Consider the following 26,085-nt stretch of genomic DNA (forward strand, 5'->3'; position numbering starts at 1 on the left):
ATCTAGGACGATGCGATGGCCTACCAAAAACCAGACTCAGAACCCGAGCAAGCTGGAGCACGGTTTAACGTTGTTAGAGTTGTGCCAAGGCTTGCTCCGCTCAAGCTGACAGCTTTGATTGCTTTTGCGCAGGCATTGGCTTTGCCTGTTGCCGCAGACGCGCCGCTGACAGTTGAAATTGTTACAGCGACCACCATCGCGGAAAGCCAGAGCTATTCGCTGACAGGCGAGATCACTGCACGCAATACGCTGAATGCATCGTTTCCAGTTGGGGGGCGTGTGGCTGATGTGTTTGTTGATGAGGGCGATGCCGTCGCGAAAGGAACACCTCTGGCCAAGATCGAGTCAATCCAACAAGAGCAGGCATTGCGGGCTGCCCAAGCTGGTGTATTGACGGCGCAAGCAAACCACCGGCAAGCAAGAGAAGACCTGACACGGCAGGATGCTTTGCTGGAACGAGGCGCGACGACGCGCATCAACCGAGACAACGCCGCTGATGCCGAGCGGATTGCCGAGGGGCAGCTTATCCGCGCCCGATCTGATCTTGAGCGCGCCTCTAAAGCGCTGACAGACACAATGTTGCTGGCACCGGCTGCGACAGTGGTTATCGACCGGACGGTTGAGCCGGGACAGGTTGTTGGCGCGGCGCAAACCGTTCTGGAACTGGCGCTTGGTGACGGGTTTGACGCTGTGTTCAACGTTTCGGAAGTGTTGATGACTGTCCCACGCCCGAAGCTTGGCATTGACCTTGAGTTGATAGAACACCCCGGTCAGCATTTTGAAGGCGAGGCCCGAGAGATCTCACCTTTGGTTGATGCTCAAACCGGCACAGTTGCAACGAAAGTCACGGTTATCAACCCGCCTTCATACCTCTCGTATGGTGACGCTGTGCGCGGCACTGCGAGCTTTGAGGTTAAGCAACAAATCAACCTTCCGTTCACGACGATGACGGCGACGGCGGATGGCCCTGCTGTTTGGGTGGTTGATCCGGAAACCATGATGGTTTCACTGAAGCAAGTGACGGTTGACAGGTTTGAAACCGGACGCATCATTCTGGCTGGTGGGCTTGAAGAGGGCACGCTTGTTGTCGCGAAGGGGGCGCAACTGCTTTACCCGGGGCGGGTTGTGCAGCGCGCGGAGGCAGGCCAATGAAGATTGCGACTTTCCTGCTGCCGCTTGTGTTTGCTATGCCCGCTATAGCCGTTGCCAGCGACGCCGATACAACCACGCCGCTGACCTCTCTAGCACCACGCCCGGTGCTTTCGGAAATCGTGAATGCGCAAAGTGGCGAGAGGACATATTTTGTCGGAACTGTTGTCGCACGCGCCGAGACAGATTTGGGGTTTCCGATGAACGGCACCATTGCAGAGCGCCCTGCCGAGACAGGTGATCTGGTAAGTCGCGGTGATGTTCTTGCATTGGTTGACCCTGAAGACCTTGAGGCTGATGTGCGCGCCGCTGAAGCCGGTGTGTCTGTTACCACTGCGCAACTTCGTGCGGCCCGAGACAACGAGAACAGAGCCCGCGAGCTGTTGCAGCGCGGTGTCGACAGTGCGACCCGTCTTGAAGATGCGGCACGCGGGTTGACCTCGGCTGAAGCCCAGCTTGAGCAGGCGCTCGCGACTTTGCGGCGCGCTGAAGACATGCGCAGCCTTGCCACTTTGACTGCTCCCCAAGACGGGGTGATCACGCAGGTTTACCACGAGGCAGGAGCATCTCTTACGGCTGGCCAGCCTGTGGTGCGCCTTGCGGGCACATCAAACCGAGAGATCATTATTGACATGAGCGAACATAGCGTTGCCGGCCTGAAAAACGGAACCGTTTTTGAAGCTACGCTTGCGGCCAACAACAGTGTCACTGCGCAAGCGACGCTGACGCGGATTGACCAAGTAGCGGCGAGCGCCACGCGCACACGCCGTGCCCATCTGACGATGGCTGCGCCTCCGGTCGGGTTTCGGTTGGGGGCGTTGGTGCGTGTCAGCCCTGCCGCAAATGCCGAGATCGGTGTTAGCCTGAACCGCAGCGCCATCGTTGATCCTGAAGGCACACCGGCTGTCTGGATTGTAGACCGCAATACCAATGCTGTGCACCTCAAACCTGTCACGCTCGGCGGCACTTTCGGATCGCGTGTCCGGATAACGGACGGCGTCGGCGAGGGAGATGAGGTCATCATCAAGGGCATCAATTCACTTGAGGATGGGCAGATCGTTGGCCCACGTGTGACGAAATGAGCAAGTTCAACCTTTCAGACTGGGCCTTGAACCACAGATCATTTGTCTGGTTTCTGATGATCATTTCGCTGGTTGCGGGGGTGATTTCCTATGTGAATATCGGCCGCGAGGAAGACCCTGACTTTTCGATCAAGGTGATGATCATCGCGGGGGCTTTGCCGGGGGCCGATGTTCAGGAAACCCTGACGCAGGTGACTGACCGCATTGAAAAGAAGCTTGAAGACCTGCCGGAACTTGACTTCACCCGCTCTGTAACCCGACCGGGTGAAACCCTTGTTTATCTGGAGTTGCTGCCAACCACCAAGGCAAGCGAGTTGCCGCGTATCTGGCAAACTGTGCGCAACATGATGGGTGACATAAGAGGCGACTTTCCCGAGGAGTTCGCCGGTTTTCAGTTCAACGATAATTTCGGCGATGTGTTCGGCAATTTATATGCCTTTACCACAGACGGTTTTACGCCGCGTGAGGTGCGCGACTATGTCGAACGCACCCGTCGCGCCATACAGGCGCTAGACAGCGCTGGTAAGGTCGAGCTTTTTGGCGTCCGCGAAGAAGTTGTTTATCTGGAATTCGACACCGAGAAGCTGGGCGCGCTTGGCCTTAACCAGCAAGCGGTGGAGGCAACCCTTGCGGCGCAAAACGCGATTTTGCCCTCGGGTGTTATTGACGCGGGCGCCGAGCAAGTGCTTGTCCGCATTGGCGGGCAGTTCACCGATGCGAGCAGCCTTGAGGAAATTAACCTGCGGGTCGATGATCAGTTCTTCCGGCTCGCGGATGTTGCTGAAATCCGCCGTGGCTATGCCGATCCGCCATCGGAGTTGTTCCGCTACAATGGCGAAGAGGCGATCGGCCTTGCTGTCGGGATGCGCAAAGGAGCGAATATCATCGAATTCGGAGCTGATCTTGAGCAGGTGATTTCACAGGCTCAGGCTGAATTGCCGATCGGTGTTGAAATTCACCAAGTTGCTGATCAGCCGCATGTTGTTGACGAGGCGGTGAACCACTTTTTGCAAGCCTTGCTAGAGGCCGTGCTGATCGTTCTTGCTGTCAGTTTCATTTCGCTGGGGCTGCGTGCGGGGCTGGTGGTGACGCTGACGATACCGCTGGTGCTGGCGATCACTTTTGTGGTGATGGACTATGCCGGAGTGACATTGCAACGCATCTCGCTTGGCGCGCTCATTATCGCGCTGGGGCTGTTGGTTGACGACGCGATGATCGCGATCGAGACCATGATCACGCGGCTGGAGAAGGGCGAGAGCCTGGCAAAGTCGGCGTCGTTTGCCTGGACTTCGATTGCCTTTCCGATGCTCAGCGGCACCTTGGTTACGGTTGCGGGTTTTATTCCGATTGGCCTGAACACTTCGGCGGCGGGCGAGTTCACGTTCTCGCTGTTCGTGGTGATCGCGGTGTCGCTTATTGTGTCGTGGATTGTGGCCGTGCTGTTTGCACCGTTGATCGGGGTGACGTTGTTGCCTGCAAAGATGAAACACCACGACGGCGAACCGGGGCGCGTTCGGCGCCGGTTTCACAACATTTTGCGCGCGGCGATGCGTTATCGCTGGGTGACAATCGGCCTGACGGTTTTGATGTTCGGCGGGTCGATCTTCGGGATGCGATTTGTCGAGCAGCAATTTTTCCCGGTCTCGGACCGGCATGAGCTGATGGTTGACGTGACGCTGCCCCAAAATGCCTCGATCGCGGCCACCCGCGCCGAGATGGACCGGCTGGAAGCGCATCTTGCTGACAATGAAAACGTGTTGTTCTGGTCGTCGTATGTGGGGCGTGGTGCGCCTCGGTTCCTGCTGGCGTCCGACGTTCCAACACCGGGTGTGAACACCGGACAGATCGTGATTCAAACGCCGACGATTGCCGCACGCGATGCCCTGCGAAGCGAACTTGATGCGATTGTCGCAAGCGACTTTCCCGGGGTTGATAACTTTGTGAAGCTGCTTGAGATCGGGCCGCCCGTTGGCCGCCCCGTGCAATACAGGTTGAGCGGGCCGGATATCGACACGCTGCGGGACCACGCGAGAGACCTCGCGGCTTTGGTTGCACAGGACAGCCGGCTGAAAGGCGTGGTGATGGACTGGAACGAGCCGGCCCGCGTTATCCGCGTCGAGATATTGCAAGACAAGGCGCGCCAGCTTGGCATTTCACCACGCGACATCGCGGCGTCGCTGAACGCGATCTATGACGGGGTTACGATCACGCAGCTGCGCGATGCAGCCTATCTGGTTGATATCCTCGGACGCGGTGATGAAACGGCGCGCCAGTCTGTTGAGGCACTGGCTGATTTGCAGTTGGGCGCCTCGGACGGAAAGGCTATTCCGCTACGGGCGGTTGCGACCTTTGGTTTTGACACCGAGCAACCGGTGATCCACCAGCGCAACCGTGCACCGACTATTACGGTGAAGGCGGCGATCGCGAGTGACGACCAGCCAGCTACAGTTGTTGCTGATTTGCAGGAGAGCATCGACGCGTTCAACGCTGGTTTGCCGCTTGGGTATCATGCTGAAGTTGGTGGTGCCGTTGAGGCCAGCACTGACAGTCAGGGCCCGATTGCTGCGGTCGTGCCATTGATGCTTTTGATCATGCTGATGTTGATAATGGTCCAGATGCAGAGCTTTAGGCTGATGTTTGTGGTGCTGTGTGCCGCACCTCTGGGCTTGATCGGTGTGGTTGCTGCGCTTGTTCCGTCAGGTGCGCCATTGGGCTTTGTTGCGATCCTTGGAGTCTTGGCGTTGATCGGGATTTTGATCCGCAATTCTATCATTCTTGTGCATGAGATCGAAGTGCTGCGCGACAAGGGATACACGGCGTGGAACGCGGTGTTTGAGGCCAGTGATAGCCGTGCGCGCCCGATCTTGCTGACGGCGGCGGCGGCCAGTTTGGCTCTGGTTCCGATTTCGCGGCAGATATTCTGGGGGCCGATGGCCTTTGCAATGATGGGCGGAATCATTGTTGGCACAGTTATCACGCTGATGTTTGTGCCGGCGCTTTATCTGGCGGTCTTCAATGTGAAGGAAGACGAGGATTCTGAGGCACAAGCAAGTTAGGGTATGCCAGCGGATCTGTAGTATGGCTTGTGTGTGGCTTGGCATAGGTTACACAAAGGTATGACGCGAGATTATTCACAGTTTTCCCTTGGAGAACCGGCAGAACCGGCGCCGCTGACGGTGTTGCAAAAACTTGGCTGGCAAGCGTTTTTTGCCCAGCAGACCGATGCCGACACGATGGAGAAGACGCCACCTGTTCGGGTGACGCAAGTGCACAGAAGTGCGCATCAGGTTGTTGGTGAGGGCATAGATAAACTCATTCCGCCGCGCCATGACGCCACTGTCGGTGACTGGTTGTTGCTTGATCAGGACGATCTGGCCGCCAGTGTTGTGCTTGAGCGCAAGAGCCTGATCAAGCGCCGTGCTCCGGGGCGTGTGCGGGCCGTGCAGATGATCGGGGCGAACCTTGATACGACATTTATCGTCACCTCCTGCAACGACGATTTTAACATTGCGCGGCTTGAGCGTTACATCGCCCTGGCTTTTGAGGACAAGACCGATCCGGTGATTTTGCTGACCAAGGCCGACTTGTGCGATGATGTTGAAAGCTATGTTGAACAGGCGCGTGCGATCTCGGATATGGTGCCGGTGGTGACGATTGATGCGCGCGGTGACGAGCCCAAAAGCAAGCTTGCCGAGTGGTGCAAGCCGGGCAAGACTGTTGCCTTTCTTGGCTCGTCGGGTGTTGGCAAGTCAACGCTGACCAACGCACTGGGAGGCGGGCTTGATATCGACACGCAGGCGATACGCGAAAGCGATGCGCGCGGACGGCACACCACAACGACACGGCAGCTGCACATCATGGAAGCGGGCTTTTGTGTGCTCGACACGCCCGGCATGCGAGAGCTTCAGCTGACGGATGTTGCGAGCGGGCTGAGTGATGTGTTTGCTGACTTGCAGGAGCTGAGCACTCAGTGCCGCTTTCGCGATTGCGCCCATGAGAGCGAACCGGGCTGTGCTGTGAAAACGGCGCTAGAAGCCGGAGACGTAGATGCTGCGCGCATCGCCCGTTGGAAAAAGCTTGTCGCGGAGGACAGCTTTAACTCGGAAAGCCTGAGTGCGCGCAAGGCTAAGGACAAGAGCCTTGGGCGCGTCATTAAGCAGGTGAAAAAGCACGGTAAGAAGTGAGCTTACTTGCCTGTGCGGAAGTCGTTGAATGAGTCGAGCACGACTTGCCAGTAGTCAAACGTGTCCATGAAGTTTTTGTCGGTAACGCCATAGTCCAGATTGACGTCCATTTGGATGAACGGGTTGTTGTCATCGTTGACGTAGACTTTGCCAAACCGCTTTTTGCGGTTCCACTCGTTCACTTTCGCGAGGGTCATGCCGTCTTTCATCTCGAAGCCCGCGGAAAACTGGATCGAGTTGCAGCCTCTTGAGCTTTTGCAGCCGTAAAACCAGATCGAGAAGTTCACACCTTCTGCGGCACTGCGAATGCGTGGGGCGCCATCGTTGGAAGTCTCCATTTGGGCACGATACCCCGCGTCGCCTATCAGTTTGGCGATATACTGTGGGCTAGAGCCTGTTATCTCGGCAAATGCTGGAGTGCTGAAAGCCAGACTCGCGGTTAGAAAATAGATAAAGTGGCGCATTAAGTAGTTCCTTTTCATCAAATGTTCGGCCCCCCTAACGAAAGGAATGAGGCTTGAATTGTCAAGCATTCTGCTGAGGAGATATCACCGCGGCGAAGGGTTGCTGCCTTTGTTATAGGCCTTCCAGTCGGTTATTTCGGGGTAATACATCTCGCGCCATTTGCGCACGCGCGGGTTCATCCTTGCGCGCCAGAGCGGGGGAATAGAGGCGAGCATTGTCATCACCGGGTAGCCGTAGGGCAGTTGCGGTGCTTCGGCTTGCGAGTAGTTTTGCAACAACGGATAGCGGCGATCAGGCTTGTAGTGATGGTCGGAGTGACGTTGCAGGTTGATCAACAGCCAGTTTGACGCTTTATGCGCGGCGTTCCAGCTATGATGCGGTTGAACGTGTTCATATTTGCCATCACCTAGGTGCTTGCGGGTCAGGCCGTAGTGCTCGACGTAGTTGACCAGCTCAAGCTGCCATATCGCCACGAAGGCTTGCAGGATAAAGAGGCCAAGGCCAGCCCAGCCAGACAGCAGAACGGCGAGCAAGAGCATGACGCCTTGCAAGGCCCAGTAGCGGAAGAAAGGGTTTGAGGTGTCTGTCCACTCGGCGTCTTTGCGCGCCAACATGGCTTTTTCGGCGGCGAAGGCCGAGTGCCATGACTGCTTGAGAACGCGTGGGAAAAAGCGGTGAAACCCCTCGTTGTAGCGCGCTGTGACGGCGTCGCGGGGCGTGCCGACGTAGCGGTGATGCACCAGCATATGCTCGCTGCGGAAGTGCGAATAGAGCACCATCGCCAGCAGGATATCACCGAGCCAGCGCTCGAATTTGTTCTTTTGGTGCATGAGTTCGTGAGAGTAGTTGATGCCAACCGTGCCGGTGATAACCCCGACGCCAAAGAACAGTACGATGCTTTCGAGGGTGCCGAGGTGTTCGGCGCGGGGCACGTAGTAGATAAGCCCGAAGAGCATGAGAAACTGAAGCGGAGCCCAGAGCTTTGTGACCAAGGCGTAGGTTTGCAGATGCTCGTCGCCGATCTCGGGATCGGCGTTCTCGGTGTTTAGCCCGAGCACAGCGTCGAGGCCGGAGAAGAGATACCATGTGGCGATTGGCAAGAGGATAACTGTCCAGCCGCCGTTAAGCGCACCGACCCAAGCGAGGGGGATGAGCAGGAGCGACAGGAAGAAGGGCAATACGCGGCTTAGGTTTGAAACTTGATCAGCGTTTAGCATAGTGTCCTCTTACTCATTTAGGTTCGTCGAAGGCGCTTTGAGCGAGATCAAACGCCTTGCGCATGACTGTCGGAAGCGACGACGGCTTGAAGCTGTGCCTGTCGATAAACTCGCACCCTTGAGCGCGCGCCTCAAGGGGAAGATGCGCTATCTGGACATCAAGACGCAGATGAAAATGCGTGAAAGTGTGGCGGGCTTCTTCAGGAAGCAGTTGCCAGTTTGCTTTTAGTGGCGGTTGGGCGATACGCTCCTCGCCCCAAGGCGCACCGGGCCAGCCGAGCATGCCGCCGAGCAGGCCCTTGTCTGGCCGACGCTCTAGCAGCCAAGCGCCGTCAGCACGCTTGGCGATGTAGGCGATGCCGAGGCGGGTTGGCTTGGGCGCTTTGGGCTTTTTGCGTGGCAGGGTGTCGGCGATGCCTTGCTCGCGGGCCAGACAAGCGGTGCTCCAAGGGCAGAGACCGCATGTTGGCGAACGCGGCGTGCAGACGGTTGCGCCGAGATCCATCACCGCTTGCGCGTAGTCACCGGCGCGATGATTTGGCGTTAACCTGGCAGCAAGCGCTCGCAGGCTTTCTTTTGAATCGGGCAGTGGCTCAAGCACCGCATAGAGCCGCGACATGACGCGCTCGACGTTGCCATCAAGCACGGTTTCGGGGTGATCATAGGCGATCGCCGAAATTGCTGCCGAGGTGTAGGGGCCGATACCGGGGAGCTTTTGCAAGCCATCCCGGGTGTCGGGAAAGCTGCCCAGCTCTGTAACTTCACGCGCACATTTTAGCAGGTTGCGGGCGCGGGCGTAGTAACCAAGGCCTGCCCACTCGGCCATAACGTCTTCGTCGCGTGCTGCTGCCAAGGCCTCGACTGTTGGCCAGAGCAGCATAAACCGCGTGAAGTAGGCTTTTACGGCGGCGACAGTTGTTTGCTGCAACATGACCTCGGACAGCCAGACTGCGTAGGGGTCAGGCTGTCTGCCAGCGCGGCGATCAGCGGGGCTTGTGCGCCAAGGCAGCCTGCGCGCATGAGCGTCATACCAAGCGAGCAAGTCGGATGAGGTGGCATTCTCACGCATTGTTTATACCTTGTTCACTTTCTCACCTGTGCAACGACGCACAGCAGGGCTAACATGTGCGCGATGAACAAAGCTACCAACAAACGAGGCCGCGGCTTCAAGCGCGCTGTGACGCTGATGAACGGGCAGATCAAATCTGTTTCGCAACAGCGCGGCTTTGCTGTGTCGCGGCTGTTGACTCATTGGGAGGAGATCGCGGGCAGTGATATTGCCGCGATCAGCCGCCCTGTTGAGGTGAACTATGGCAAAGGTGCGCTGGGAGCGACACTTTGCTTGCTGACCACCGGCTCAAATGCGCCGCTGCTTGAGATGCAAAAGGTGAAGCTGCGCGAGAAAGTAAACGCGACCTACGGTTACAACGCGATTTCCCGCATTCGCATAACTCAGACGCACGCACGCGGCTTTGCCGAGGGGCAAGTTGACTTTGTGCACCGCAAGGGCGCTGCTGCTGTGAAGGCGGTTGACCCGGAAATTGCGCGTGAAGTGAACGAACATGCAGCGCAGGTTGGCGATGACGGCCTACGAGAAGCGCTTGCGGCCCTTGGCCAAAACGTCTTATCCAAACACAAACGAAAATAAGAGAGTATCTTCATGAACCGGAATTCTATCATAGCCTTGATCGTGCTTGTCGCGGCACTTGGCATCGGCGCTTACATGTATTTGGGCGCAGGCGAAGAGGCTGCGCAAGGCGCACCCTCCGAAGAAACATCTGCCGCGGCCCTGTTAGATGTTCCTGAAATGACGCTCGGTGACGCGGATGCACCAGTGAAAGTGATTGAGTATGCCTCTTTCACCTGCCCACATTGCGGGGCCTTTCACGAGGACAGTTTTGACAAGCTCAAGGCTGACTACATCGACACAGGGAAAGTGCAGTTCACTTTCAGGGAAGTCTATTTTGATCGCTTTGGTCTCTGGGCATCTATGATCGCGCGGTGCGGCGGCGAAGAAAAGTTTTACGGCCTCACCGGTTTGATCATGAAAGGCCAGCAAGACTGGCTTGGTGACGGTGATCCGAACAATATCTCGGCTGCTTTGCGCAAGATCGCGCTCGTTGCGGGCCTGACTGAAGAACAAACGGATGCGTGCCTCAATGATGATCTTCAAGCGCAGTCCCTTCTTTTCTGGTTTCAAGAAAACGCAGATGTGCATGCTATCCGGTCAACGCCGAGCTTTGTTGTTGGTGACGAGCTGATTGCCGGAAACAACTACGCCAAAGTCAAAGCTGCGATTGACGCCCAACTGGGCGAGTAATCCATGAATGCGCCGCTTGAAGGACTAAAGGTTGTTGAACTGGCACGCATTCTGGCTGGGCCTTGGGCCGGGCAGACGCTTGCTGACTTAGGCGCAGAAGTGATCAAGGTTGAGGCCCCGCAAGGTGACGACACGCGCCAGTGGGGCCCTCCCTTTGTTGAGCGTGATGGCGATACTTCGGCTTCCTACTTTCACGCCTGCAACCGTGGCAAGGCCAGCGTTGCGCTCGACTTTCGCACGCCTGAGGGGCAAGCGCAGGTGCGTGAGTTGGTCGCTGATGCAGATATCCTGATCGAGAATTTCAAAGTTGGCGGACTGAAGAAGTATGGCCTTGATTATGAGAGCTTGGCGGAAGTGAACCCGCGGCTGATCTATTGTTCGATCACCGGCTTCGGGCAGACGGGACCTTATGCGCATCGCGCGGGGTATGACTACATTATTCAAGGCATGTCGGGCCTCATGTCGATCACCGGAGAACCTGACGGACAACCGCAGCGGGCCGGCGTGGCGATCACAGATGTGTTCACAGGTGTTTACTCTGTTGCTGGTGTGCTGGCCGCTTTGTACCAGCGCGAGCGCACCGGGCGTGGGCAGCATGTTGATATGGCGCTGCTGGATGTGGCTGTATCGGTGTCTGCGAACCAAGGGCTGAACTATCTGACGACCGGCACCGCCCCGAGCCGCACGGGGAACTATCACCCCAACCTCACGCCTTATCAGGTGTTTGATTGCGCTGACGGGCATATCATTATTGCGACGGGAAATGACGCCCAGTACCAGCGGCTTTGCGGGCTTCTCGGGCTCGACTGGATGAAAGACCACGCTGACTATTTGCACAACTCTGATCGGGTGAAGAACCGGCCTGCTATGATAGCGCTCCTGATGGGTGAAACTGCGAAGCTGACCAAAGCGAAGTTGCTTGCTGGCTGTGAATCTGAAGGAATTCCCGCGGGGCCGATCAATGATATGGCTGAGATGTTTGCTGATCCACATGTGCAGGCCCGGGGGATGCAGTTCGAGCTTGATGGCGTGCCCGGTGTGCGAGCACCTTTCGTGTTTTCGGATGCAGAACTGGCGTTGAAACGACCTTCACCGAAGCTGAACGAAGACGGGTAGGGCTGCTTTCGAATTTTGCTTCGCAAAATCCGATCAATGCGAGGGGCCAGCCCCTCGCGCTCCCCGGGATATTTTTTCCAAGAAAATGAACTTAGGTATGGCTTTCGAGAAGTGCATTCAGGCCTTCGGGATTCTGGAGTTTGAGGCGGACGGGGAGTGTGAGCACCTCCTGTCTGAAAGCCTTGGGAAGCCGCACTGCATCTTTTTCTGTGGTGACAAGGCGCGCGTTGTGGCGCTGAGCGTCGGCGAGCAGGCGGGTCATGAGGGGTTGCGAAAGTGGCTGGTGATCGGCGAGGGCCTCGGTGTGAACAAGAGTTGCGCCGAGGCTGCGTAGTGTTGCGAAAAACTTTTCTGGATGGCCTATACCTGCGAAAGCGAGGACGCGGGTATCTTGCCAGTCCATTCCGGTAGAAAGCGGCTCTAACATTGCATGAAACAGAGGTTTGCCGGTGTTTGGCTGTGGACCTTCGCCGATCAGAACGAGAGCCTCGGCGCGCGCTAAACCAGTTGTGACAGGCTCGCGAAGGGGGCCGGCAGGGATGCAGCGTTGATTGCCGAAACCACGTTTGGCGTCGACCACTACGAGCGATATATCCTTATGCAGGGACGGATCTTGAAAGCCGTCATCCAGGATGATGTGAGATGCGCCCGCGTTAACGGCGGCTTGTGCGCCTGCTAACCGGTTTTTTGACACCCAGACGGGGGCGAAAGCTGACAGCAACAATGGCTCGTCGCCAGCTTCGGACGCGGAGTGCTGACGCTCAACGACTTGCACGGGCCCTACGAGTGATCCGCCGTATCCTCGCGTCACGACATGGGGTGTGTGGCCCTGCCCGACGAGGTGTTGCAGCAGATAGATAACTGTCGGCGTTTTGCCGGTGCCGCCTGCGTTGATATTGCCGACGCAAATTACGGGTATTGGAAGTTTTTGTGGCGTGCCGCGCGAGAGGCGGCGGGCAGTTCCCCATGCATAGAGCTTGCCGATTGGGGCGAGCAACGTGGCTTGCCAACTTGACGGGCGAAACCAGAAACTGGGGGTTTGCATTACGGAGCTCCCAAGTTATCGAGAATATCATGAACGAGGGCAGTGATCTTGTCAGTTACTTCGGCACCCTCGGTCGCGATTTCCCATGCTGACATAGCCATTTGCGCCGCGCGGTCAGGGGCGGAAAGCTGTGTGACGGCGGCGGCGAGTGTTTCGGTATCACGGACAATTCGGGCGCCGCCTACGCTGGCGAAACGCGAGTAGCTTTCAAGGTGACGCCCGACATTTGGGCCGTATAGGATCGCTGATCCAAGGTTGGCTGGAGCGTAAGGATTGTGCCCGCCGAAGCCCGGAACGAGCGAAGCCCCCATAAAGGCAACAGGTGCGAGACGTAGCCAGAGGCCCATTTCGAAAGGGTCTTCAGCGAGTAAAACCTGGGCTGTTTCATCGGCGATTCCGGCAAGGTCGGGCCAGACTGAAAATCGCAAGTTATGCCTTATTAGAGACTGTTTGAAGCCGGAAAATTCGTCTTCATCGTCGGGCACAAGCAGCAGTAGCAGGCGATGTGCTGCGCGATTGGCTTTGGCGTGGGCTTCAAGCACGGTATCAAGCTCTTCGAGCCGCGCACAGGCCGCGAGCCAAGTCGGGCGGGACTTAACTGCACCGCGCAGCTCTTCCAGATCGGTTGCGTTATAGGGCAGAGCCGGAATGCCTTCCTGCATACGGCCGGCGATAGTGACATCGGCGGCATCGACGCCGAAGCGCTCTAGCAATAGTGAGGCCTCTGCATCGCGGGCAAAGTAGGATGCGAAGGCCTGAACCGCCCGCTTTTCGGCGTGGCTAAGAGACCGCCAGCGACCTGTTAACAAGCCTTGTGACTGAGCGTCGATCATCAACAAGGGTGTGCCCCGCTTGGCGGTTTCGCTGATGAGGGCGGTTCTTAACCAGCCACCGGCCCAAAGACAAAGGCGAGGATTGTATTTCTCGAAGAAACGGGCGTTTTCAGAGGGCTTGTCACTTGTAAACACATGCCAAGCGACGAATGGATCGAAGCCTTCGGGCTGAAGCACGCTGCCGTCGGTGGTGACGAGGCAGCTAAGATCGGGCCGTTCGGCAAGCAAGGCGCGGCGAAGCTGCAAAAAGGCCGGCAAATGCGCAGGTTCTGTCGCGTGAAACCACAGATCAATGACCTGCGCGTCCGCGCTTCCCGAAGTCGACGACTTTTGACTGCGTCCACCACGAGAAAGCAGGCCTGTTAGCAGTGGTTTTACCATTGGGCTCTTGGCACGTGATTAACCTCTTTGCGCGATTGCGTTAACCTAAGGCATTGCCATCTATGGTCAAGCCGATGCATTTAGTGAAGCGAGTATGGAGCCCGGTATGAAACCATTTTTGATCTTGCAACTGCGCCCTGAAGCAGCGGCTTCCGACAGCGAGTTTTTTGCGATTTGCCGCAATGCGGGCTTGGACGCGAATGAAGTGAAGCGGATCAGGCTTGATCAAGAAGCTTTGCCAACAGAGCTAAATCTTGATGATTTCTCCGGTGTTATTGTCGGCGGTGGGCCGGGGTGCGTGAGCGATGCACCTGCACAGAAAACGGATGATGAAGCGCGGATTGAGGCTGAGATATTGGGCCTCATGCCGCAGATAACCGAGCGCGACTTTCCCTTCATGGGGTGCTGCTACGGGATCGGAATTCTGGGCCATCATCTTGCGCAAAATGTTAGCAAGGAGCGTTACTCGGAGCCGGTAGGAACCGCTGATTGCAGGCTGACAACAGCCGGAGAACTTGATCCGGTTTGTGCCGGTTTGCCAAAGCGGTTTGATGCCTTTGTAGGGCACAAAGAGGCAATGCAGAGCCTACCTGACGGGTGTGAACACCTTATTGAAGCGCCGAGTTGCCCTTACCAAATGATCCGGTATGGGCAGAATGTTTACGCAACGCAGTTTCACCCCGAGGCTGACGGAGCCGAGTTTGAAATCCGGATCAATATCTATAAGCACAAAGGCTACTTTGCGCCGGCAGAGGCCGAGGGCCTGATTGCCATGTGCCGCACCGCAAATGTGACGGCACCCGCCAGTATCTTGCGAAGCTTTGTGGAGCGCTATCGGTCGCTATCAGACTAGACAGAATCAAACGGCGTGCTAAATTTGATCAAATTATTGGTCAGCCTGATGGAGCACGCTATGAAAGATGATAACTTCCTCAAAGAGAACAACGCGCGTCACATGTGGCACCCTATGGGAGCGCCCGGCGACAGCCTTGAGCACCCACCTACGATCATTAAAAGCGCCGAGGGTGTGAAGATCACTGATCTTGACGGCGCTGAAGTTGTTGATGCCGTTGGCGGGCTTTGGTGCGTTAACCTTGGTTACTCTAATGACGTGGTCAAAGATGCGATTGCCAAGCAACTGTATGAGCTGCCCTACTACTCGGCCTTTGCGGGCACGAGTAACCCGACGGCGATTGAGGCGTCATATGCTGTGCGTGAGTTCTTTAAGGATGACGGCATGGGGCGGGTGTTTTTCACCTCCGGCGGTTCTGATTCGGTTGAGACATGTCTGCGGCTTTCGAGACAGTATCACCGCATCAAGGGCGAGCCGACGCGCACCAAGTTTTTGAGCCTCAAGAAGGGCTATCACGGCACGCATTTTGGCGGTGCAAGTGTGAACGGTAACAACCGTTTTCGCATTGCTTACGAGCCGCTTTTGCCGGGTTGCTTTCACCTGCCGAGCCCGTACGACTACCGCAACCCGTTTAACGAGAGCGACCCTGCCAAGCTCGCGCAACTTATTGCGCAAGCGATGGAAGACGAGATCAACTTCCAAGGGGCGAACACGATTGCGGCGTTTATCATGGAGCCGATTCAGGGCGCGGGTGGGGTGATTGTGCCGCATGAGAGCTTGATGCCGATGCTTCGGGAAATTTGCACGCGGCACGGAATTTTGATGATCTCTGATGAGGTGATCACCGGATTTGGCCGCACCGGCGACTGGAGCGGCGCGCGGCACTGGGGCGTGAAGCCCGACATGATGAGCCTCGCGAAAGGCATTACTTCAGGCTACTTCCCTGTTGGGGCGGCGATGATGAGCGAGGCTGTGGCGGATGTGTTTGAAAAAGACACGTCGGGTGAAGCAGGGATATTCCACGGCTACACCTATTCCGCGCACCCTGTTGGGGCAGCCGCGGTGACTGCGACGCTGAGCGAGACGCTACGTCTGGACACCAAAACCAACGCAGCGGCGCGCGGCACACAGCTGTTTGAGGGGATGAAAGCTCTGGCTGGAAAATACGACATTATCGGCGATGTGCGCGGAGGGCATGGCTTGATGACCGGCGTTGAAATTGTCTCTAACAAGGCTGAAAAGACGCCGATGGACATGGCTGTGATGAAGGCCATTCACAAGGCGACTTATGAAACCGGAGCCATGGTTCGGCTTGGGGGCAACAATGTATTGATGTCACCGCCGCTGACAATTTCAGAGAGCGAAGTCGATGTGATCATCAACGCGCTGGATGTGGGTTTTGGCTCGGTTTGATCTGAGTATCCAGGCAAAAAGCCGCAGGCGCGGTTACCAGTCTTTGAGGGCTGCGCCTGCGTAGATACCGAGCATTAGAGCGCGACGGGCGCGGCCCAGCGGAAACTTCAAAGGCGGTTTCTGCATCAGTTTTGGTGAGAGCAACTTTTGTGACCCAAGGATTTGTTCGGCCAAAAGCGCGCCTGTGTAACTGCCCATAGCAACGCCGTTGCCGTGATAGGCGAAGCCAGCGTAGGTGCCTGGCATGTCGGGAACGGGGCCCGCGAAGGGCGTGAGGCCAGCCGACAAGCAAACCATGCCAGACCAGTAATGTGGTGTCTCGACCTGCGCCCAAGCGGGGAACATGCTTTCAAAGTCGCTGCGGATTTTGCGTTTGATAGCGGCTTCGCTGAGGTCGCTTGAGGTAAGCCCTCCGCGCATGCCAAAGAGAAAGCGGCGGTTGGGCATGAGGCGGAAATAGTGCAAGAGATTGCGGCTGTCGTAAGACATCTGATCGGAGTGCCAGCCTGCGGCAAGCTCTGCATCTGTTAGCTCGCGAGTGACGATCACCGACGATTGCGAAGGCATATAGCGGGCGGCGAGCCACGGTGGCACATCTTCAGAAGAATAGCCGTTGGTCGCGAGGGTGAGCTGCTCGGCTTCAAGTGTGCCTTGCGGTGTTTTGAGCGCGTAAGTTCCACTGCGGGAAATGTCGGAAACCGGCGAAGCGCCATATACTGTGACGCCAGCAGCTTCGGCGGCGCGCAGCAGCCCTACGAGATACTTGCGTGGGTTGAGGCCAAAGCCGATAGGCGTTGTCATGCCACCATGAAACGGGCCGGGCATGCCGAGGGTTTCAAGCTCGGATTTGCTGTGCAGTGTTGGGGTTACACCGTAATTTTCTTCAATTTCGCGCGCCTCGGCTTCGAACGGATAGCCAGCTTTATGCGAGACAATTGTCTCACCTTTACTATGTGTCTCAGCGTCGATTTCATGCGTTGAAAGGGTTTCGGCGACATGTTTGACGGCGGCAACTTCGGCCTGACGATACTCAAGGCGAGCGGGCTTTCCATGCATGCGGTCGATCATGCCATTGGAAGCCTTTGCACCACCGAGGCAGCAAAAACCGCCGTTGCGACCTGAAGCACCAAAGCCGGGGAAAGTGGCGTCGAGCACAACGGTTTTGACGCCACTTTCAGCGAGCCTGAGCGCCGCTGAAAGGCCTGTAAAGCCTGCTCCGATGATGGCAACATCAGCTTTTTCTGCACCAATGAGAGCCGGGCGCATTAGTGTTGAATCAGGCACTGTTTCGGCCCAATAGCAGTTTTCTATACGGGCATAATCATAGGCGTGATCCGAAAAGATGCGACGCATCAGTCGTCTATCCGCTCGGCGGCCCGCTCTTCACGTTGCTGGCGCACCGCGGCCCGCTTAGAGATGAGCGAGGCCGAGATAACCCCGACAGTGACGATGCTGATCATCATTGTCGAAAGTGCGTTGATCTCGGGTGACACTCCGAGGCGCACGGCTGAGTAGATCTTGATCGGCAGGGTTGTTGCCGAAGGGCCAGACGTGAAGGACGCAATAACGAGATCGTCGAGCGATAGGGTGAAGGCGAGCAGCCAACCCGAGATAACTGCGGGGGCGATGACCGGAAGTGTCACGAGACGAAAAGCCTCGAAGGGTGAGCAGCCAAGATCAAGTGCAGCTTCTTCTAGAGAGCGATCAAAGCTGACGAGGCGTGACGAAACCACCACCGAGACATAGCACATCGAAAAGGTTGTATGAGCGAGGATGATTGTCATCATGCCACGGTCAAACCCGATGCCAATGAAGAGCAAGAGAAGCGACAGGCCAGTGATCACTTCGGGCATCACGAGGGGTGCATAGATCATGCCCGAAAAGAGCGTGCGGCCCATGAAGCGGCCGCCGCGCACGAGGACATAGGCCGCCATTGTGCCAAGCACCGCTGCGAATGTTGAGCTGACGACAGCGACTTTGATTGTCACCCATGCTGCGTCAAGGAAGGCTTCGTTTTGAAACAGCGTGCCATACCATTTGGTTGAGAAGCCCGCCCAAACAGTGACCAGTTTTGACGCGTTGAAGCTGTAGATGACCAGGATGACCATCGGCAGGTAAAGAAAGACAAAACCGAGGGTAAGGGAGGTTGCGTTGAACCATGTGAAACGTCTCATTGGCCTTCTGCCTCGCGCTGTTTTTGCTCGTTGCGCTGGAACAGCACGATCGGGATGATCAGGATGAGCAGGAGGATGACGGCGACAGCGGATGCAACGGGCCAGTCGCGGTTGGAGAAGAACTCCTCCCACAGGACTTTACCGATCATCAGGGTTTTTGAACCGCCGAGGAGCGAGGGAATGACGAACTCGCCCAATGCTGGAATGAACACGAGAAAGCAGCCCGCGATGATGCCTTGTTTGCTCAGCGGGATTGTCACCAGCCAAAATGCCGTGAGGCGTGAGCAGCCCAAGTCTTCTGCGGCCTCAAGCAAGGATGCATCGAGTTTTTCCAATGCTGCGTAGATCGGCAAAATCATAAAGGGCAGGTAGGTATAAACGATGCCGATATAGACCGCCGTGTTGGTGTTGAGAATGACCAACGGCTCGGAGATGAGCCCCGTCCACATCAGGAACTGGTTGAGGAAACCCTCGTTGGAGAGGATGCCCATCCATGAGTAAACGCGGATCAGAAAGCTTGTCCAGAAGGGCAGGATGATCAGCATCATCAGGGTTGGGCGCCACTCGTCAGCGGACTGTGCCATAGCGTAGGCGATGGGATAGCCGATGAGCAGGGTAAACAGTGTTGAAATCGCTGCGATCTGGAGGCTGGAAAGGTAGGCTTTCCAGTAGAGATCGTCGGTGGTGAGGAAGGTGAAGTTCTCCCAATCGAGATCGGCGAAGAAGCCTTTGATGCCCTCCCAGCCGGAGTTTAGATCGAGCGTTGGGGTGTAGGGCGGGATCGCCAGTGCGGTGTCTGACAGGCTGATCTTGAAGACGATAATGAACGGCACGAGGAACAAGACCAAAAGCCAGAAGTAAGGAACAGCAATGAGGGTAAAGCGGCGCATGGCTCAGGCCTCCAACACGATTGCTGCGGTGTCTGTCCAGCTTAGCCAGACGCTGTCTTCCCAAGTGAAGGCACGGCGCTCAAGGCGGCGGGTGTTGGCGGCTTGGGCTTTCATCATCTGGCCGTTGGCGAGCTCGACATGATATGTCGAGAGGTTGCCGAGGTAGGCGATGTCGATGATCTTGCCTTTGACAGTGTTCGCCGCTTTTGAGGGCTTTTGAGCGGTAATAGAGACTTTTTCCGGCCTGATCGCCAGCGCACACTTGGCAGAATTCCCGAGGTCATTGCTGGTTTTGGCGTGCAGGGGGGCCGTGCCTTCAGCATAAGTGACATCATAGCCGTCGCCAGCGCGGGTGGCGTGCCCGTTGATGATGTTCACGTCTCCGATGAAGTCGGCAACGTAGACAGAGTTGGGCCGCTCATAAATGTCGGCCGGTGTTGCAACTTGGATGATCTGGCCCTCGTCCATCACCGCAACGCGAGAGGCGACTGTCATCGCTTCTTCTTGGTCGTGGGTGACGATGACAAAGGTCGTGCCGGTTTTCTCCTGAATATCCATCAGCTCGAACTGGGTGTCTTGGCGCAGCTTTTTGTCGAGCGCTCCGAGGGGTTCGTCAAGCAACAGCAGTTTCGGTGCTTTGGCGAGTGAGCGGGCAAGGGCAACGCGCTGACGCTGACCGCCGGAAATTTGGTGAGGCTTGCGCTTGGCGAACTTCTCGAGCCGCGTCAGGCGCAGCATCTCGTCAACGCGGGCGTCGATTTCGGGCTTGGGCTTGCCCTCACGCTTGAGGCCAAAGGCGATGTTTTCAGAGATCGTGAGATGCGGAAACAGCGCGTAGGACTGGAACATCATGTTCACCGCTCGCTTGTTGGGCGGCACATTGTTCATGTCTTGCCCGGCGATCAGGATCTGGCCTTCGGTGACGGTTTCAAACCCGCCGAGCATGCGCATCATCGTGGTTTTACCGCAGCCGGAAGGGCCGAGCAGCGCAAAGAACTCTTCAGCGTAGATATCCTGTGTAAGGTTGTCGATTGCGACGAAATCACCATAGCGTTTGGTGACGTTTTTGAACTGGATAAGCGGCGTTGCGCTCTCGTCGTTCCAAGGTGCGAATGCTGTTTCGGCCATGGTGCCCCCACATGTAAAAAGTAAGCCCGCAAACCTGAGTTTGCGGGCTGATTTTAGTTTAGACGCCAGATTTGATCTTAGTCCAAAGGCGCGTCACGGCGCGCTGAACTTTGACTGGATAAGGCCGTGTGGTGAAGAGATTGCTGAGCGTTGCTTCATCAGGGTAGATCGCGGTATCGCCGATCACGTCTTCGACAAGAAACTCTTGCGAGGCTTTGTTGCCGTTGGCGTAATAGACGTAGTTTGAAGCGGTTGCCATGTTCTGAGCATCAAGGATGAAGTCCAGGAACTTGTGGGCGCCGTCCACGTTTGGAGCGTCAGCTGGGATGGCCATTTGGTCAAACCACATCTGCGCGCCTTCTTTGGGGGCGTTGAACGCGATTTCGACACCGTTCTCGGCTTCGGCGGCTCGGTCGCGGGCTTGCAGAACGTCACCCGACCAGCCGACTGCAACACAGATGTCACCGTTGGCCAAACCGTTGATGTATTCTGAGCTGTTGAACTTCTGGATATACTCGCTGACCCCAGCATAGACCGCCTCGGTTTTGCCAATAACTTCGAGGTCTTGGCTGTCCGGGTCTTCTCCGAGGAACTTGAGCGCCGCCGGGATCATCTCGGCGGGTGCATCAAGGAAATGCACGCCACATTCGGCCAGTTTTTCCATGTTGGCCGGATCAAACACCAGTGACCAGCTGTCGATGGGCGCATCTTCACCAAGGATCTCTTTGACCTTGCCGACGTTTACGCCGATGCCGGTTGTGCCCCACATGTAGTTGATCGAATAGGCGTTATCAGGGTCATACTGAGCGGTGCGTTGTTCAACCATATCCCAAACGTTGGCGTGGTTTGGCAGTTTGCTCATGTCGAGCTTTTGGAAAGCACCGGCTGTGATCTGACGCTGAAGGAATGTTCCTGTTGGAACCACGACATCGTAGCCAGAGCCGCCCGCGAGCATTTTGGTTTCCAGCACTTCGTTGGAATCAAACACATCGTAGATCAGCTTGATGCCGGTTTCTTCTTGGAATTTTGTGAGCAGTTCTTCGTCGATATAATCAGACCAGTTATAGACGCGAACTTCTTCTGCTTGAGCCATACCGGCAAATAGTGCGAGTGTGGCTGTAGCGCCGATTAGATGATACTTCATTTATTTCTCCCAGTTGGTGAGGCCATGCCTCTTGACGAAAGATTTGATCAAGTTTTGTCTGTCTTGGCAAGAGATTCGAGAAAAAGGGGCCGGTTTGTGGGCAGTAAGAAGAAGACAGCTAAGTTGCTGAGTTTTACCTCGCAGGATGACACAACAACGGTTGATTTGCCTGCGCATGAAGTCGTCTACCGGCAAATGCGGGAGTTGATCTTGTTTGGCGAATTGGCGCCAGGGCAGCCGATTACGATCCAAGGCATTTGCGAAGAGCTCGGCGCAGGTATGACGCCTGTGCGAGAAGCGATCCGGCGGTTGTGTGCCGAAGGTGCTCTTGCCCTTCAAGGCAACCGGCGCGTTGTTGTTCCCGAATTGTCAGTCGAGAATGTGAACGAGCTGATTTTTGCGCGGCAAGCCATTGAGCCACAGCTTGTTTTGCGAGCAACCGAGCGAGCAACCGACGCCGAGCTTGAACAGCTTGCCGAGATTGACAGCGCCCTTGACGCAGCGATCGAGAAGGGTGACTTGCGCAACTACCTTGAACAAAACTACCGCTTTCATGCCACGCTTTATGCGATGGCTGGTGCGCCCATTCTGGCCGCTTTGGCGGATGGGCTTTGGCTTAGGTTCGGGCCAAGCCTTCGAGTTGTTTGTGGTCGAATGGGCACGCAAAACCTGCCTGATCAACACCATGAAGCCCTTGATGCTATGCGCGGAGGCGATGCGCAAGCTGCCGCCAAAGCGATGCGTGAGGACGTTATTCAAGGCATGGAACAAGTGCGGCGTGCGCTTTCTGAAGGCACTATTGATTGACAGAGATTGACAGTAATTAATTTGATCATATTCTGACGGCAAGATTGATTCACGCCTTTTGAGCGCATTTGAAAGCGAGGCCCGCCATGAATAAGATCACCAACCACATGCCCACCGAAGAACTGCAACGGCTTGATGCCGCGCATCATATGCACCCTTTCACCACTGGTGATGAGGTGAACGCAAAAGGCGCGCGCGTGATTACCCGCGCAAAGGGCGTGACGCTGACCGATAGCGAGGGCAACGAGATTCTGGATGCGATGGCTGGCTTGTGGTGTGTGAACCTCGGCTATGGCCGCGAAGAGCTTGCCGAAGTTGCAGCGCGGCAGATGAAAGAGCTGCCCTACTACAACACGTTTTTCCAGACCACACATGTGCCTGCGATTGCTTTGTCAGAGCGGCTGGCGCAGCTTGCACCTGGCGACTTGAACCATGTGTTCTACTCCGGTTCAGGTTCTGAGGCCAACGATACAAATATCCGCATGGTGCGCACTTATTGGGCAGAAAAAGGAAAGCCCGAGAAGACGGTTATCATCAGCCGGCACAATGCTTACCACGGCTCGACAGTGGCCGCTTCGGCGCTGGGCGGGATGTCGGGCATGCACGCACAGAGCGGGATGATCCCTGACATTCACCATATCAACCAGCCGAACTGGTGGGCCGAGGGCGGTGATATGTCGCCTGAGGAGTTTGGCCTTGCGCGCGCGCAGGAGCTTGAGGCGGCGATCTTGGAACTCGGCGAGGGCCGTGTTGCGGCCTTTATCGGTGAGCCGGTGCAGGGCGCGGGCGGTGTTGTCATTCCGCCAGAAACATACTGGCCCGAGATCCAGCGCATTTGTGACAAATACGAGATCCTTTTGATTGCCGATGAAGTGATCTGTGGTTTTGGCCGCACGGGCAACTGGTTTGGCTGTCAGACGCTGGGCATCAAGCCCGATATCATGACTGTCGCCAAGGGGCTGAGTTCCGGTTATGCGCCGATTTCAGCGAGCATCGTGAGTGATGAAGTTGCGACAGTGATGAACGGGTGTGAGTTTAACCACGGTTACACCTACTCCGGGCACCCCGTGAGCGCGGCTGTGGCGCTCGAAAACCTACGCATTCTGGACGAGGAGGGCATCGTTGAGACGGCAGGTCGCGAGACTGCGCCCTACTTGAAGGAGCGGTTTGAAAGCCTTGGCGATCATCCGATGGTTGGCGATGTGCGCATTGTTGGCCTTATGGGCTCGCTGGCGCTGACGCCGGACAAGACCACGCGGGCGAAGTTTGCGTCTGATGCGGGGACTGTCGGCTTTATGTGCCGCGAGCGGTGCTTCGCCAACAACCTGATCATGCGTCACGTTGGTGATCGCATGGTGATTTCACCGCCGTTGGTTATTACCAAGGCCGAGATCGACACGCTGATTGAGCGCGCACGCACGGCGCTTGATGAGGCTTATGAGGAAGTCAAAGCCGCTGGCCTTTGGGTTGCTGCGAGCTAAGACAGAGAATCTAGACAAAAGAGAAAGCCTAGGCCGAAGTTTTTTGGCCTAGGCTTTTTAGCATTTTGAGGCAGGCTTCTAGTTGCGATTTGGCGATGAATTCGTCGGGTTTGTGGGCTTGGTCAATCGAGCCCGGGCCGCAGACGACGGCAGACAGGCCGAGAGTTTGAAACAGGCCTGCTTCGGTTCCGAAGGCGACGACATCGGCGCCGTTTTCACCAGTGAGGGCGGCGCAGAGATCGCGGGCTTCGTTGTCGTCCATCGGGGTTAGGCCGGCGACTTCGCCTTTGGTTTCCATAGTGATGTTGGCCTCGGGGTGCACGGCTTGCATCGCGGGCAGCAACACGGTTTCGGCGTAGTTCTTCATCTCGCTCTTCACGAAGTCATAGTCGCTGTTTTGGACGGGGCGGAACTCCCATTCGACCTCGGCTTTGCCGACGATCACGTTGTGCGCAACACCGCCTGATAGCTTGCCGACATTTAGCGTGGTATGCGGCGGCACAAAGCGGCTGTTACTCGGCGCGCGCGACGTGAGCGTGTGTCTGAGTTCAAGCAGTTTGCTGACGTAGCGCACGGCGTATTCGGCGGCGTTTACACCCAGCTCGGGGCGCGAGGAATGACCCGCGAGGCCGGTGAAGCTTGTGGTGTATTCGCAGCAGCCTTTGTGGCCCTCGATGATGCGCATTTCAGTTGGCTCGCCGATGATGGCGATGGCAGGGCGCAGGCCTTGCTTTTGCAACGCGTCGATCAAGGCGCGTGCCCCGATGCATCCGGTTTCTTCGTCGTGGGTGAAGGCGAAGTGAATGGGGCGGGTGAGGGTGAGTGTTGCGTAGCGCTCGGCCGTTGCCAAAGTGCAGGCGATGAAGCCCTTCATGTCGCAGGTGCCGCGACCATAGAGCAGACCATCAGCCTCGCGTAGGGTGAACGGATCGCTGCTCCAGACTTGGTCGGCAACGGGGACAACATCGGAGTGGCCGGAGAGCACGATGCCGCCGTCACCCTCGGGGCCGAGTGTTGCGAAGAGGTTTGCTTTGCTGCCTGTTGGATCATGAAAGACGTTGACGCGCGCGCCTAAGGCGGTGAGGTGATCAGCGATAAAGGTGATCATATCGAGGTTGCTGTCGGTTGAGACAGTCGGGAAGGCGATGAGCTGTTCGAGCAGTTCTTGCGCGCGGGTGATTGTGCTCATGGCTTGATCAACATTTCGCGCGGCAGGTTGCAGAACGTCTCGGGTGCGCCCTCGTCGGTGATGCGGATTGACTCGGTGATCTCGAGGCCCCAATCGTCCATCCAGAGGCCGGGCATGAAGTGAAATGTCATGCCGGGTTCGAGCACGGTTTCGTCGCTGTCGCGCAGTGAGATCGTGCGTTCGCCCCAGTCGGGAGGATAGCTGAGCCCGATGGGGTAACCGCAACGCGCGCCGCGCTCGATACCCGCGGCCTCCAGCGGTTTTGCCAAGGCCTCGGAGATGTCGCAGGCGCGGTTTCCAGCGCGGGCTTTGGCCAGGCCGGCCTCAAGCCCCTCGACAAGGGCAGCCTCGGCGCGTTTGAGCATGTCTGACGGCTCGCCAAGAAAGATCGTTCGGCTGATCGGGGCGTGATAGCGGCGGTAGCAACCGGAGACTTCAAAGAAAGTTGCCTCACCGCGCGCGAACGGGCGACCATCCCATGTGAGGTGTGGCGCAGCGGCATCTGAGCCGGAGGGCAAGAGCGGCACGATGGCGGCGTAATCGCCCCAATGGCCGTCTGCTCCGCGCAGGGCGTCACGCTGGATTTCGGCGACGACTTCGTTTTTGGGCAGGCCAACTTCGACGCGTTCATAAAGACCGTTGATGATCTTGTCGGAAATCTTTCCGGCGCGGCGCATGAGCACCAACTCTTCCTCTGACTTGATACCTCGCTGCCAATTGACCAGCGCGGTTGCGTCGATGAACTGCGCCTGCGGGAGCTCCTCTAGCAGTGTCTGAAACGCCTTAGCCGAGAAGTAGTAGTTGTCCATCTCGACGCCGATGCGAACATCCGCTTTGCCAAGCTCCTTGAGCCTCTCTGCGAGGTCTTGCATCGGGTGCCGCTCGGTTGATTGGACGTAGTGATCGAGGTAGCCGAAGACTTTCTCATCTTCCATCCAGACCGTGCGGACTGCGCCGTTTGCGTCTTGCCGACGACCCCACCAATATGGCGCGCCCTCGGAGGTGAGAATGACACCTTGATGCACGTAAAAAGACCACCCGTCGTAGCCTGTGAGCCACGCCATGTTTGACGGGTCTTGAACGTAGAGAAGATCAATTCCGGCGGCATCCATCGCGGCGCGTGTCAGGGCGAGGCGGCGGGCATACTCGGTTTCGGTGAAGGGCGTGCGTTCAAAATGCATCGGCTGGCTCTCTCTAGTTTGAGAGGAGTGAAG

The 26,085-nt window shown here is 56.9% G+C and carries 23 protein-coding genes; 11 read left to right on the forward strand and 12 right to left on the reverse strand.

Annotated features, from left to right (window positions below):
- Positions 1–15: 15 nt before the first annotated feature.
- From KO498_RS01170 to rsgA, 4 genes are read left to right on the forward strand one after another with little or no spacing between them, the layout of a single operon-like run.
- Positions 16–1,152, forward strand: a complete 1,137-nt coding sequence (locus tag KO498_RS01170) for an efflux RND transporter periplasmic adaptor subunit (protein WP_215958040.1) — start codon at positions 16–18, stop codon at positions 1,150–1,152.
- Positions 1,149–2,231 (forward strand): efflux RND transporter periplasmic adaptor subunit, encoded by a 1,083-nt coding sequence (locus KO498_RS01175; RefSeq protein WP_215958041.1) that lies wholly within the window; start codon positions 1,149–1,151, stop codon positions 2,229–2,231. The genes KO498_RS01170 and KO498_RS01175 overlap by 4 nt, the downstream gene beginning before the upstream one ends.
- Positions 2,228–5,287: an efflux RND transporter permease subunit gene (locus KO498_RS01180; RefSeq protein WP_215958042.1), complete on the forward strand. Its 3,060-nt coding sequence runs from the start codon at positions 2,228–2,230 to the stop codon at positions 5,285–5,287. Before KO498_RS01175 ends, KO498_RS01180 begins: the two co-directional genes overlap by 4 nt.
- 60 nt (positions 5,288–5,347) lie before the next feature.
- On the forward strand, positions 5,348–6,415 hold the full coding sequence (rsgA, locus tag KO498_RS01185) for a ribosome small subunit-dependent GTPase A (protein WP_215958043.1): 1,068 nt from the start codon (positions 5,348–5,350) through the stop codon (positions 6,413–6,415).
- A gap of 2 nt (positions 6,416–6,417) precedes the next feature.
- Here rsgA and KO498_RS01190 read toward each other — a convergent pair whose 3' ends face one another.
- From KO498_RS01190 to mutY, 3 genes are all read right to left on the reverse strand, one after another.
- Complete coding sequence (locus KO498_RS01190) at positions 6,418–6,879, reverse strand: YbjN domain-containing protein (RefSeq protein WP_215958044.1); 462 nt, start codon at positions 6,877–6,879, stop codon at positions 6,418–6,420.
- A gap of 84 nt (positions 6,880–6,963) precedes the next feature.
- Complete coding sequence (locus tag KO498_RS01195; RefSeq protein WP_215958045.1) at positions 6,964–8,097, reverse strand: alkane 1-monooxygenase; 1,134 nt, start codon at positions 8,095–8,097, stop codon at positions 6,964–6,966.
- A 13-nt stretch (positions 8,098–8,110) separates the two neighbouring features.
- Complete coding sequence (mutY, locus tag KO498_RS01200) at positions 8,111–9,166, reverse strand: A/G-specific adenine glycosylase (protein WP_215958046.1); 1,056 nt, start codon at positions 9,164–9,166, stop codon at positions 8,111–8,113.
- Between the two features lie 117 nt (positions 9,167–9,283).
- On the opposite strand from mutY, the gene KO498_RS01205 reads away from it, so the two are divergent.
- The 3 genes from KO498_RS01205 to KO498_RS01215 are packed head-to-tail and all read left to right on the forward strand — an operon-like array spanning position 9,284 to position 11,533.
- Positions 9,284–9,745 (forward strand): DUF721 domain-containing protein, encoded by a 462-nt coding sequence (locus tag KO498_RS01205; protein WP_436835921.1) that lies wholly within the window; start codon positions 9,284–9,286, stop codon positions 9,743–9,745.
- 12 nt (positions 9,746–9,757) lie between these two features.
- Complete coding sequence (locus KO498_RS01210; protein ID WP_215958048.1) at positions 9,758–10,417, forward strand: thioredoxin domain-containing protein; 660 nt, start codon at positions 9,758–9,760, stop codon at positions 10,415–10,417.
- A gap of 3 nt (positions 10,418–10,420) precedes the next feature.
- On the forward strand, positions 10,421–11,533 hold the full coding sequence (locus tag KO498_RS01215) for a CaiB/BaiF CoA transferase family protein (RefSeq protein WP_215958049.1): 1,113 nt from the start codon (positions 10,421–10,423) through the stop codon (positions 11,531–11,533).
- A 91-nt stretch (positions 11,534–11,624) separates the two neighbouring features.
- Here KO498_RS01215 and lpxK read toward each other — a convergent pair whose 3' ends face one another.
- Positions 11,625–12,578 (reverse strand): tetraacyldisaccharide 4'-kinase, encoded by a 954-nt coding sequence (lpxK, locus tag KO498_RS01220; protein ID WP_215958050.1) that lies wholly within the window; start codon positions 12,576–12,578, stop codon positions 11,625–11,627.
- Positions 12,578–13,792 carry a 3-deoxy-D-manno-octulosonic acid transferase gene (locus KO498_RS01225; protein ID WP_215958051.1) on the reverse strand — a complete coding sequence of 405 codons (1,215 nt, stop codon included), beginning with the start codon at positions 13,790–13,792 and terminating at the stop codon, positions 12,578–12,580. Before KO498_RS01225 ends, lpxK begins: the two co-directional genes overlap by 1 nt.
- Before the next feature lie 106 nt (positions 13,793–13,898).
- Between KO498_RS01225 and KO498_RS01230 the strand changes: the two genes are divergently transcribed.
- Together KO498_RS01230 and KO498_RS01235 are read left to right on the forward strand one after the other, a co-directional pair.
- Positions 13,899–14,645: a glutamine amidotransferase gene (locus KO498_RS01230; protein WP_215958052.1), complete on the forward strand. Its 747-nt coding sequence runs from the start codon at positions 13,899–13,901 to the stop codon at positions 14,643–14,645.
- 60 nt (positions 14,646–14,705) lie between these two features.
- Positions 14,706–16,058: an aminotransferase class III-fold pyridoxal phosphate-dependent enzyme gene (locus KO498_RS01235; protein ID WP_215958053.1), complete on the forward strand. Its 1,353-nt coding sequence runs from the start codon at positions 14,706–14,708 to the stop codon at positions 16,056–16,058.
- A 33-nt stretch (positions 16,059–16,091) separates the two neighbouring features.
- Here the strand turns inward: KO498_RS01235 and KO498_RS01240 are convergent, their stop codons facing one another.
- The 5 genes from KO498_RS01240 to KO498_RS01260 are packed head-to-tail and all read right to left on the reverse strand — an operon-like array spanning position 16,092 to position 21,394.
- Positions 16,092–17,411, reverse strand: a complete 1,320-nt coding sequence (locus KO498_RS01240) for an NAD(P)/FAD-dependent oxidoreductase (protein ID WP_215958054.1) — start codon at positions 17,409–17,411, stop codon at positions 16,092–16,094.
- Positions 17,411–18,232 (reverse strand): ABC transporter permease, encoded by an 822-nt coding sequence (locus KO498_RS01245; protein WP_215958055.1) that lies wholly within the window; start codon positions 18,230–18,232, stop codon positions 17,411–17,413. Before KO498_RS01245 ends, KO498_RS01240 begins: the two co-directional genes overlap by 1 nt.
- Positions 18,229–19,122 (reverse strand): ABC transporter permease subunit, encoded by an 894-nt coding sequence (locus tag KO498_RS01250; RefSeq protein WP_215958056.1) that lies wholly within the window; start codon positions 19,120–19,122, stop codon positions 18,229–18,231. Before KO498_RS01250 ends, KO498_RS01245 begins: the two co-directional genes overlap by 4 nt.
- 3 nt (positions 19,123–19,125) lie before the next feature.
- On the reverse strand, positions 19,126–20,250 hold the full coding sequence (locus KO498_RS01255; RefSeq protein ID WP_215958057.1) for an ABC transporter ATP-binding protein: 1,125 nt from the start codon (positions 20,248–20,250) through the stop codon (positions 19,126–19,128).
- A 58-nt stretch (positions 20,251–20,308) separates the two neighbouring features.
- The gene (locus KO498_RS01260; RefSeq protein ID WP_215958058.1) at positions 20,309–21,394 is read right to left on the reverse strand and encodes a polyamine ABC transporter substrate-binding protein; all 1,086 of its coding nucleotides are present in this window, start codon (positions 21,392–21,394) and stop codon (positions 20,309–20,311) included.
- Between the two features lie 123 nt (positions 21,395–21,517).
- Between KO498_RS01260 and KO498_RS01265 the strand changes: the two genes are divergently transcribed.
- Together KO498_RS01265 and KO498_RS01270 are read left to right on the forward strand one after the other, a co-directional pair.
- Positions 21,518–22,201, forward strand: a complete 684-nt coding sequence (locus KO498_RS01265) for a GntR family transcriptional regulator (protein ID WP_289847815.1) — start codon at positions 21,518–21,520, stop codon at positions 22,199–22,201.
- Positions 22,202–22,287: 86 nt separating this feature from the next.
- Entirely contained in the window at positions 22,288–23,682 is a 1,395-nt protein-coding gene (locus tag KO498_RS01270; protein WP_215958060.1) for an aspartate aminotransferase family protein, read from the forward strand.
- Positions 23,683–23,710: 28 nt separating this feature from the next.
- On the opposite strand, the gene argE is transcribed toward KO498_RS01270, so the two are convergent.
- Together argE and KO498_RS01280 are read right to left on the reverse strand one after the other, a co-directional pair.
- Entirely contained in the window at positions 23,711–24,871 is a 1,161-nt protein-coding gene (argE, locus tag KO498_RS01275; protein WP_215958061.1) for an acetylornithine deacetylase, read from the reverse strand.
- A complete protein-coding gene (locus tag KO498_RS01280) occupies positions 24,868–26,052 on the reverse strand; it encodes a M24 family metallopeptidase (RefSeq protein ID WP_215958062.1) in 1,185 nt (394 codons plus the stop codon). The genes argE and KO498_RS01280 overlap by 4 nt, the downstream gene beginning before the upstream one ends.
- Positions 26,053–26,085: the final 33 nt, after the last annotated feature.

Source organism: Lentibacter algarum (assembly GCF_018860975.1).
Lineage (GTDB): Bacteria > Pseudomonadota > Alphaproteobacteria > Rhodobacterales > Rhodobacteraceae > Lentibacter > Lentibacter algarum_A.

What these genes read in the sequence shown, in the direction of transcription:
- KO498_RS01235 (WP_215958053.1), top strand. Translation starts at nt 14,706, where the DNA reads ATGAAAGATGATAACTTCCTCAAAGAGAACAACGCGCGTCACATGTGG.
- lpxK (WP_215958050.1), bottom strand. Translation starts at nt 12,578, where the DNA reads ATGCAAACCCCCAGTTTCTGGTTTCGCCCGTCAAGTTGGCAAGCCACG.
- argE (WP_215958061.1), bottom strand. Translation starts at nt 24,871, where the DNA reads ATGAGCACAATCACCCGCGCGCAAGAACTGCTCGAACAGCTCATCGCC.
- KO498_RS01270 (WP_215958060.1), top strand. Translation starts at nt 22,288, where the DNA reads ATGAATAAGATCACCAACCACATGCCCACCGAAGAACTGCAACGGCTT.
- KO498_RS01205 (WP_436835921.1), top strand. Translation starts at nt 9,284, where the DNA reads ATGAACGGGCAGATCAAATCTGTTTCGCAACAGCGCGGCTTTGCTGTG.
- KO498_RS01260 (WP_215958058.1), bottom strand. Translation starts at nt 21,394, where the DNA reads ATGAAGTATCATCTAATCGGCGCTACAGCCACACTCGCACTATTTGCC.
- KO498_RS01240 (WP_215958054.1), bottom strand. Translation starts at nt 17,411, where the DNA reads ATGCGTCGCATCTTTTCGGATCACGCCTATGATTATGCCCGTATAGAA.
- rsgA (WP_215958043.1), top strand. Translation starts at nt 5,348, where the DNA reads ATGACGCGAGATTATTCACAGTTTTCCCTTGGAGAACCGGCAGAACCG.
- mutY (WP_215958046.1), bottom strand. Translation starts at nt 9,166, where the DNA reads ATGCGTGAGAATGCCACCTCATCCGACTTGCTCGCTTGGTATGACGCT.
- KO498_RS01180 (WP_215958042.1), top strand. Translation starts at nt 2,228, where the DNA reads ATGAGCAAGTTCAACCTTTCAGACTGGGCCTTGAACCACAGATCATTT.
- KO498_RS01225 (WP_215958051.1), bottom strand. Translation starts at nt 13,792, where the DNA reads ATGGTAAAACCACTGCTAACAGGCCTGCTTTCTCGTGGTGGACGCAGT.
- KO498_RS01255 (WP_215958057.1), bottom strand. Translation starts at nt 20,250, where the DNA reads ATGGCCGAAACAGCATTCGCACCTTGGAACGACGAGAGCGCAACGCCG.
- KO498_RS01230 (WP_215958052.1), top strand. Translation starts at nt 13,899, where the DNA reads ATGAAACCATTTTTGATCTTGCAACTGCGCCCTGAAGCAGCGGCTTCC.
- KO498_RS01195 (WP_215958045.1), bottom strand. Translation starts at nt 8,097, where the DNA reads ATGCTAAACGCTGATCAAGTTTCAAACCTAAGCCGCGTATTGCCCTTC.
- KO498_RS01175 (WP_215958041.1), top strand. Translation starts at nt 1,149, where the DNA reads ATGAAGATTGCGACTTTCCTGCTGCCGCTTGTGTTTGCTATGCCCGCT.
- KO498_RS01280 (WP_215958062.1), bottom strand. Translation starts at nt 26,052, where the DNA reads ATGCATTTTGAACGCACGCCCTTCACCGAAACCGAGTATGCCCGCCGC.
- KO498_RS01250 (WP_215958056.1), bottom strand. Translation starts at nt 19,122, where the DNA reads ATGCGCCGCTTTACCCTCATTGCTGTTCCTTACTTCTGGCTTTTGGTC.
- KO498_RS01170 (WP_215958040.1), top strand. Translation starts at nt 16, where the DNA reads ATGGCCTACCAAAAACCAGACTCAGAACCCGAGCAAGCTGGAGCACGG.
- KO498_RS01215 (WP_215958049.1), top strand. Translation starts at nt 10,421, where the DNA reads ATGAATGCGCCGCTTGAAGGACTAAAGGTTGTTGAACTGGCACGCATT.
- KO498_RS01190 (WP_215958044.1), bottom strand. Translation starts at nt 6,879, where the DNA reads ATGCGCCACTTTATCTATTTTCTAACCGCGAGTCTGGCTTTCAGCACT.
- KO498_RS01245 (WP_215958055.1), bottom strand. Translation starts at nt 18,232, where the DNA reads ATGAGACGTTTCACATGGTTCAACGCAACCTCCCTTACCCTCGGTTTT.
- KO498_RS01210 (WP_215958048.1), top strand. Translation starts at nt 9,758, where the DNA reads ATGAACCGGAATTCTATCATAGCCTTGATCGTGCTTGTCGCGGCACTT.